Origin of the sequence: Mesorhizobium sp. M2A.F.Ca.ET.067.02.1.1, from assembly GCF_004023285.1 — a bacterium.
Classification (GTDB): domain Bacteria; phylum Pseudomonadota; class Alphaproteobacteria; order Rhizobiales; family Rhizobiaceae; genus Mesorhizobium.
Window position 1 is genome coordinate 1 of the sequence record NZ_RZSB01000311.1, and the last position, 6,560, is coordinate 6,560.

A 6,560-nucleotide genomic window follows, 5' to 3' on the forward strand; every position below is an offset into this window, starting at 1 on the left:
TGACCGGGAAGGTGTCGTAGTTGCGGCCGCCCGGATGCGCGACGTGATAGACGCAGCCACCGACCGAGCGGCCCGACCAGCGGTCATAGATGTCGAAGACCAGCGGCGTGTTGACCGGCAGCGCCGGATGCAGCCCGGAGGCCGGCTGCCAGGCCTTGAAGCGCACGCCGGCCACCGCGACCTCTCTGGTGTCGGTAACCTTCATCGGCACGATGCGGCCGTTGCAGACGATGGCGTGACGCTCCGGATTGAGGCCTTCCGTCCGCACCTGCAGCCGCTCGACCGAGGAATCGACGAAGCGTACCGTGCCGCCGATCGCGCCCTGCTCGCCCATCACATGCCAGGGCTCCAGCGCCTGCCTGAGCTCCAGCTTCACGCCGGCATGCTGAACCTCGCCGCAGAAGGGGAAGCGGAACTCGAGCTGGGCCGCGAACCATTCGGGGCGGAAGTCGAAGCCGTTGAGCTGCAGGTCCTCCAGCACGTCGAGAAAATCCGCCCAGACGAAATGCGGCAGCATGAAGCGGTCGTGCAGCGACGTGCCCCAGCGCACGAAGCGTCCGTCGAGCGGGTTCTTCCAGGCGCGGGCGATGATCGCGCGGACCAGCAACTGCTGGGCGAGGCTCATGCGCGCATTGGGCGGCATCTCGAAGCCGCGGAATTCGACCAGTCCCAGCCGGCCGGTCGGGCCGTCCGGCGAGAACAATTTGTCGATGCAGATTTCCGAACGGTGCGTATTGCCGGTCACGTCGGTCAGGAGGTTGCGGAATAGCCGGTCGACCAGCCATGGCAACGGTGCATTGCCCTTGTCCGGATGAGGCACCTGCGCCAGCGCGATCTCCAGCTCGTAAAGTGAATCGTGCCGCGCCTCGTCGAAGCGCGGCGCCTGGCTGGTCGGACCGATGAACAGGCCGGAAAACATATAGGACAGCGACGGATGCCGCTGCCATTGCAGCACCAGGCTCTTCAACAGGTCGGGCCGGCGCAGGAACGGGCTGTCATTGGGCGTCGCGCCGCCGACCACGACATGGTTGCCGCCGCCGGTTCCGGTATGGCGGCCATCGATCATGAACTTGTCGGTGCCGAGCCGCGACTGCCGTGCTTCCTCGTAGATCGCGGTAGTGGTGGCGACGCATTCGGTCCAGTTGGCGGCCGGGTGGATGTTCACCTCGATGACGCCGGGATCCGGCGCCACGCGGATGACGTTGAGGCGCGGATCGTGCGGCGGGGCGTAGCCTTCGATATGCACCGGCAGGCCGATGGCCTTCGCCGCGTTCTCCGCCGCCGCCACCAGTTCGAGATAGTCCTCCAACGCCTCGACCGGCGGCATGAATACGCAGAGCCGGCCGTCGCGCGGCTCGACGGTGAGCGCCGTGCGCACCGCGCCGCCGATCTCCGTCAGTTGCTGCTCGACGCGGTCCTGCTGTGCGCTCGCAGCGGTGAAAGACACGGTCTGCTGGCGGCGTGCCATTTCGTCCGCGCCTTCCAATTCAGCTGGCGACGGCTGGGGCAAGATGGCCTCGCGCGTCGGCAGCGCGCCACGCGGCACGGAGGGATCGACCGGCACGATATACGGGAATTGCGCCGGCGGAACATAAGGCAGTGTGCCGAGCGGCAGGCGATAGCCGACCGGGGAGTCGCCCGGCACCAGGAACAGGCGGCCGCGCCTCGTCTTCCATTTCTCCGAGCGCCAGCGCTGGCCAGCGGCCTGGCTGTTCCATCGCTGCACCGGCAGCACATAACCCGACGGCTTGGTCAGCCCGCGCTCGAAAACACGCGCCATGCGGCTGCGCTCTTCCGGGTCTTCCAGCTTCGAATTGGACGGATCGACATTGTCCGGCAGCTTGCCTTCCTTGAGCAGCCATTCGGCCGGATCTTCATAGGCCTCGCTCACCATCGCCTTGTCGATGCCGAGCTCGCCGGCGATCGCCGTGAGCAGGCTTTCGGCCTGTTCGGGACCGATCGCGGCATTGCCATTCTCGCGCGCGATCAGCGACGGGTCGCGCCACACCGGCTCGCCGTCGGTGCGCCAGTAGAGCGAGAAGGTCCAGCGCGGCAGGCTCTCTCCCGGATACCACTTGCCCTGGCCATAATGCAGGAAACCGCCCGGCGCGAAGCGCTCGCGCAGCCGGCGGATGAGCTGGTCCGCCTTGTCACGCTTGGTCGGGCCGACGGCGGCGGTGTTCCATTCGGCGGATTCGAAATCGTCGATCGACACGAAGGTCGGCTCGCCGCCCATGGTGAGCCGCACGTCCTGCTCGCGCAGAACGGCATCGACCTTGTTGCCAAGAGCATCGAGCGCTTTCCAGCTCTCATCCGAGAACGGCTTGGTGATGCGCGGATGCTCGGCGATGCGGTCGACCCGCATGTCGAAGCCAAAATCGACATTGGCGAAGCTCGCCATGCCGGAGATGGGTGCTGCATTGCGATAATGCGGCGTCGCTGCCAGCGGCACATGGCTCTCGCCGGTGAGCAGGCCGGAAGTCGGATCGAAACCGATCCAGCCGGCGCCTGGAATATAGACCTCGCACCAGGCGTGCAGGTCGGTGAAATCGACCGACGTTCCGGACGGCCCATCGAGCGACACCAGATCGGGCTTGAGCTGGATCAGATAGCCGGAGACGAAGCGTGCGGCGATGCCGAGATTGCGCAGGATCTGCACCAGCAGCCAGCTCGAATCCCGGCACGAGCCCTTGGCAGCGGCAAGCGTCTCCTCCGGCGAGAACACGCCTGTCTCCATGCGCACGATATAGGCGATCTCGCGCTGCAGCCTAGCATTGAGATCGACCAGGAAATTGACGGTGTTTGTCGGGCTGCGGTCGATGCTTTCCAGGAATTTCGACAGCAAGGGTCCCGCCGGCTCTGGCGTCCGGTAGATGGCGAGGTCTTCCTTGATTTCTTCCGGATAGTCGAACGGAAAGGTCTCGGCGCTCTCCTCAACGAAGAAATCGAACGGGTTGTAGACCGTCATGTCGGCGACTAGGTCGACTTCGATCTTGAGTTCGGTCACCGGCTCAGGGAAGACGAAGCGGGCGAGGAAATTGCCGTAGGGATCCTGCTGCAGGTTGACGAAGTGGTTCTTCGGCTCGACCTTCAGCGAATGGCTGAGCACCTTGGTGCGCGAATGCGGCGCCGGCTGCAGCCTGATCACCTGGGGACCAAGCACCACCGGCCGGTCATATTTGTAGTGGGTCAGGTGATGAACGGCTGCCAGAATTGCCATGGTACCCCGGAGTTCGGCGTTTCACTCCGCCGAACCCTGACATAGATGCTGGCCATTCTCCAAGCAGAGATGTTGCGCTGCAACTAATTTAAGCAGCCTTGCCGGCTTAGAAAAACGCCTGGATGCCGGTTTGCGCCCTTCCGAGGATCAGCGCATGCACGTCATGCGTGCCCTCATAGGTGTTCACCGTCTCCAGGTTCTGCGCGTGGCGCATGACGTGGTAGCCGATCTGGATGCCGTTGCCGCCATGCATGTCGCGGGCCTGGCGGGCGATGTCGAGCGCCTTGCCGCAATTGTTGCGCTTGACGATCGAGATCATCTCCGGCGCCATCTTGCCCTCGTCCATCAGCCGGCCGACGCGCAATGAGCCCTGCAGTCCAAGCGCGATCTCCGTCTGCATGTCGGCGAGCTTCTTCTGGAAGAGCTGCGTGCCGGCGAGCGGCTTGCCGAACTGTTTTCTGTCGAGGCCGTATTGCCGCGCCCGGTGCCAGCAATCCTCGGCGGCGCCCATCGAGCCCCAGGAGATGCCGTAACGCGCCCGGTTGAGGCAGCCGAACGGGCCGCCAAGACCCCTGGCGTTGGGCAGCAGCGCCTCTTCGCCGACCTCGACACCTTCCAGCACCACCTCGCCGGTGATCGAGGCGCGCAGCGAGAGCTTGCCGCCGATCTTCGGCGCCGACAGGCCCTTCATGCCCTTTTCCAGCACGAAGCCGCGGATCTCGTCCTTGCCGTTCTCACCCTTCAGCTTCGCCCAGACGACGAACACATCGGCGATCGGCGCGTTGGAGATCCACATCTTGGAGCCGGAGAGCTTGTAGCCGTTGGCGGTCTTCTCGGCGCGCGTCTTCATGCCGCCCGGGTCGGAGCCGGCATCCGGCTCGGTCAGGCCGAAGCAGCCGATCCATTCCCCCGACGCCAGCTTCGGCAGGTATTTCTTGCGCTGCACTTCCGAGCCATAGGCATGGATCGGATACATGACCAGCGACGACTGCACGCTCATCATCGAGCGGTAGCCGGAATCGATGCGTTCGACCTCGCGCGCCACCAGCCCATAGGTCACGTATCCGGCGCCGAGCCCGCCATATTCCTCCGGGATGGTGATGCCGAGCAGACCCGCCTGGCCCATCTCGCGGAAGATCGAGGGATCGGTCTTCTCGTCGGCATAGGCTTCCTCGATGCGCGGCGCGAGTTTGTCGGCGGCGAAGGCGGCTGCGCCGTCGCGCACCATGCGCTCATCCTCGGAAAGCTGGTCCTCGATCAGGAAGGGATCATTCCACACGAAAGCGTTCTTATCGGCGGCCATGGCCTCGGGCTCCCAGTATTTTTGATGTGTCCGGCTTATCCGCTTGCGCACGCGAAAAATCAAACGAAATTGCATCGCGGATCAATGAGCGTTAGTAATGGATCATGAACGTTCAGCGCCGCCTCTTGCCGAACACCCCCGCGCTTGCCGCCTTCGAGGCGGTGGCGCGGCTTGGCTCCTTCACCGCCGCCGCGCGCGAGCTCGATTTGACTCAGGGCGCCGTCAGCCGGCAGATCAACCTGTTGGAAGAACAGTTCGGCCGGCGGCTATTCGAGCGCGACAGCCGCAATGTCCGCTTATCCGCGGCGGGCGAAATCTATGCCGAAGCGGTGCGCTCCGCACTTGGCCAGTTGCGCGACGCAGCACTCGGATTGATGAGCAATCGGCATAACGGCGCCTTGAACCTTGCCATCCTGCCGACCTTCGGCACGCGCTGGCTGATGCCGCTGATCCCGGATTTCGTAACGCGCCACCCCGATATCACCATCAACTTCGCCACCCGCATCGGACGGTTCGACTTCGCCCGCGAACGGCTCGACGCCGCCATTCATCACGGCATGCCCGACTGGCCGGACGCTGACTGCACGCTTCTGATGCGCGAGACCGTGATGCCGGTGGTCTCGCCCGGATTTCTCGCCACCCGCGACATCGCCACCCCGGCCGACATCAGCCGCCTGCCGCTGCTGCATATGGCGACCCGCCCCGGCGCGTGGAGTGAATGGTTCGAACACCAGGGGCTCGAGGCGCCGACCGGGCCCGGCATGCAGTTCGAGCAGTTCGGAACGGTTGCGCAGGCCTGCATGGCCGGCCTTGGCGTGGCGCTGCTGCCGGAAATCCTGATCTCAGGCGAATTGCAGCGCGGCCAGTTGCTGCCGGCGCCCGGCCAACCGATGCAGAGCCGCAGCGCCTATTATCTGGTCGTGCCGAATGACAAGCGAGGACATCCGCCGGTTGCCAGCTTTCGCGACTGGCTGCTGGCCCAGATCGGCAAGGAGCCGGCTGTCCTCGCCTGGTAGCTACTTCCGCTTCATCGCCTCGGCGAGCGCCGCGCCGAACGCGCCCTGCGAAGGCTTTTCCGGCTGGCGCTGCGGCGCCGGCGAGCGCGGGGCGGGCTTGCCGCCGCCGTGATCGCGCTGGCCGCCACGCAGCGCGCCGCCTTCGCCGCCATCCTTGCGCATCGACAGCCCGATGCGCTTGCGTTTGATGTCGACATCGACGACCCGCACCTTCACCACGTCGCCGGCTTTTACCACCTCATGCGCGTCCTTGATGAAGCGGTCGGCGAGTTGCGAGACATGCACCAGCCCGTCCTGGTGCACGCCGATGTCGACGAAGGCGCCGAAGGCCGCGACATTGGTGACGGTGCCTTCGAGCAGCATGCCTGGCTTCAAATCCTTAATGTCGTCGACGCCCTCGGCAAAAGTCGCGGTCTTGAAGCCGGGGCGCGGATCGCGTCCGGGCTTTTCCAATTCGGCGATGATGTCGCGCACCGTCGGCAGGCCGAAGCGCTCATCGACGAAGACGCGTGGATCCAGCGCCTTGAGCGCGGCACTGTCACCTAGCAGCGCGCGCACGTCGCGGCCGCAAGCGGCAACGATCTTCTTTGCCACGCCATAGGCTTCCGGGTGCACCGAGGACGCATCGAGCGGCTCCGCGCCATTCGGAATGCGCAGGAAGCCGGCGCTTTGCTCGAAGGCGCGCGGCCCGAGCCGCGCCACCTTGAGCAGATCCTTGCGACTGGCAAACGGCCCGGCCGCATCGCGATGCGCAACGATCGCCTCGGCCAGCGACGGCCCCAATCCCGACACGCGCGCCAAAAGCGGCGCCGACGCCGTGTTGAGGTCGACGCCGACGGCGTTCACCGCATCCTCGACCACCGCTTCGAGCGAGCGGCCGAGCCGGTACTGGTCGACATCGTGCTGGTACTGGCCGACGCCGATCGACTTCGGCTCGATCTTGACCAGCTCGGCCAGCGGATCCTGCAGGCGCCTGGCGATCGACACCGCGCCGCGCAGCGAGACATCGAGGCCCGGGAAC

The 6,560-nt window shown here is 65.4% G+C and carries 4 protein-coding genes; 1 reads left to right on the forward strand and 3 read right to left on the reverse strand.

Going from position 1 to position 6,560, the window contains the following annotated elements; genetic code table 11:
- Positions 1 to 3,220: transglutaminase family protein (locus tag EOA28_RS20345; RefSeq protein ID WP_148670776.1), on the reverse strand; the 3,220-nt coding region annotated here is incomplete at its 3' end.
- Between the two features lie 106 nt (positions 3,221 to 3,326).
- The gene (locus EOA28_RS20350) at positions 3,327 to 4,523 is read right to left on the reverse strand and encodes an acyl-CoA dehydrogenase (protein WP_127251396.1); all 1,197 of its coding nucleotides are present in this window, start codon (positions 4,521 to 4,523) and stop codon (positions 3,327 to 3,329) included.
- Between the two features lie 104 nt (positions 4,524 to 4,627).
- Here EOA28_RS20350 and EOA28_RS20355 point away from each other — a divergent pair, with 104 nt between their 5' ends.
- The gene (locus tag EOA28_RS20355; protein ID WP_127251397.1) at positions 4,628 to 5,539 is read left to right on the forward strand and encodes a LysR family transcriptional regulator; all 912 of its coding nucleotides are present in this window, start codon (positions 4,628 to 4,630) and stop codon (positions 5,537 to 5,539) included.
- On the opposite strand, the gene EOA28_RS20360 is transcribed toward EOA28_RS20355, so the two are convergent.
- The coding region (locus EOA28_RS20360) for a helix-hairpin-helix domain-containing protein (protein WP_128315207.1) at positions 5,540 to 6,560 on the reverse strand (1,021 nt) is incomplete at its 5' end.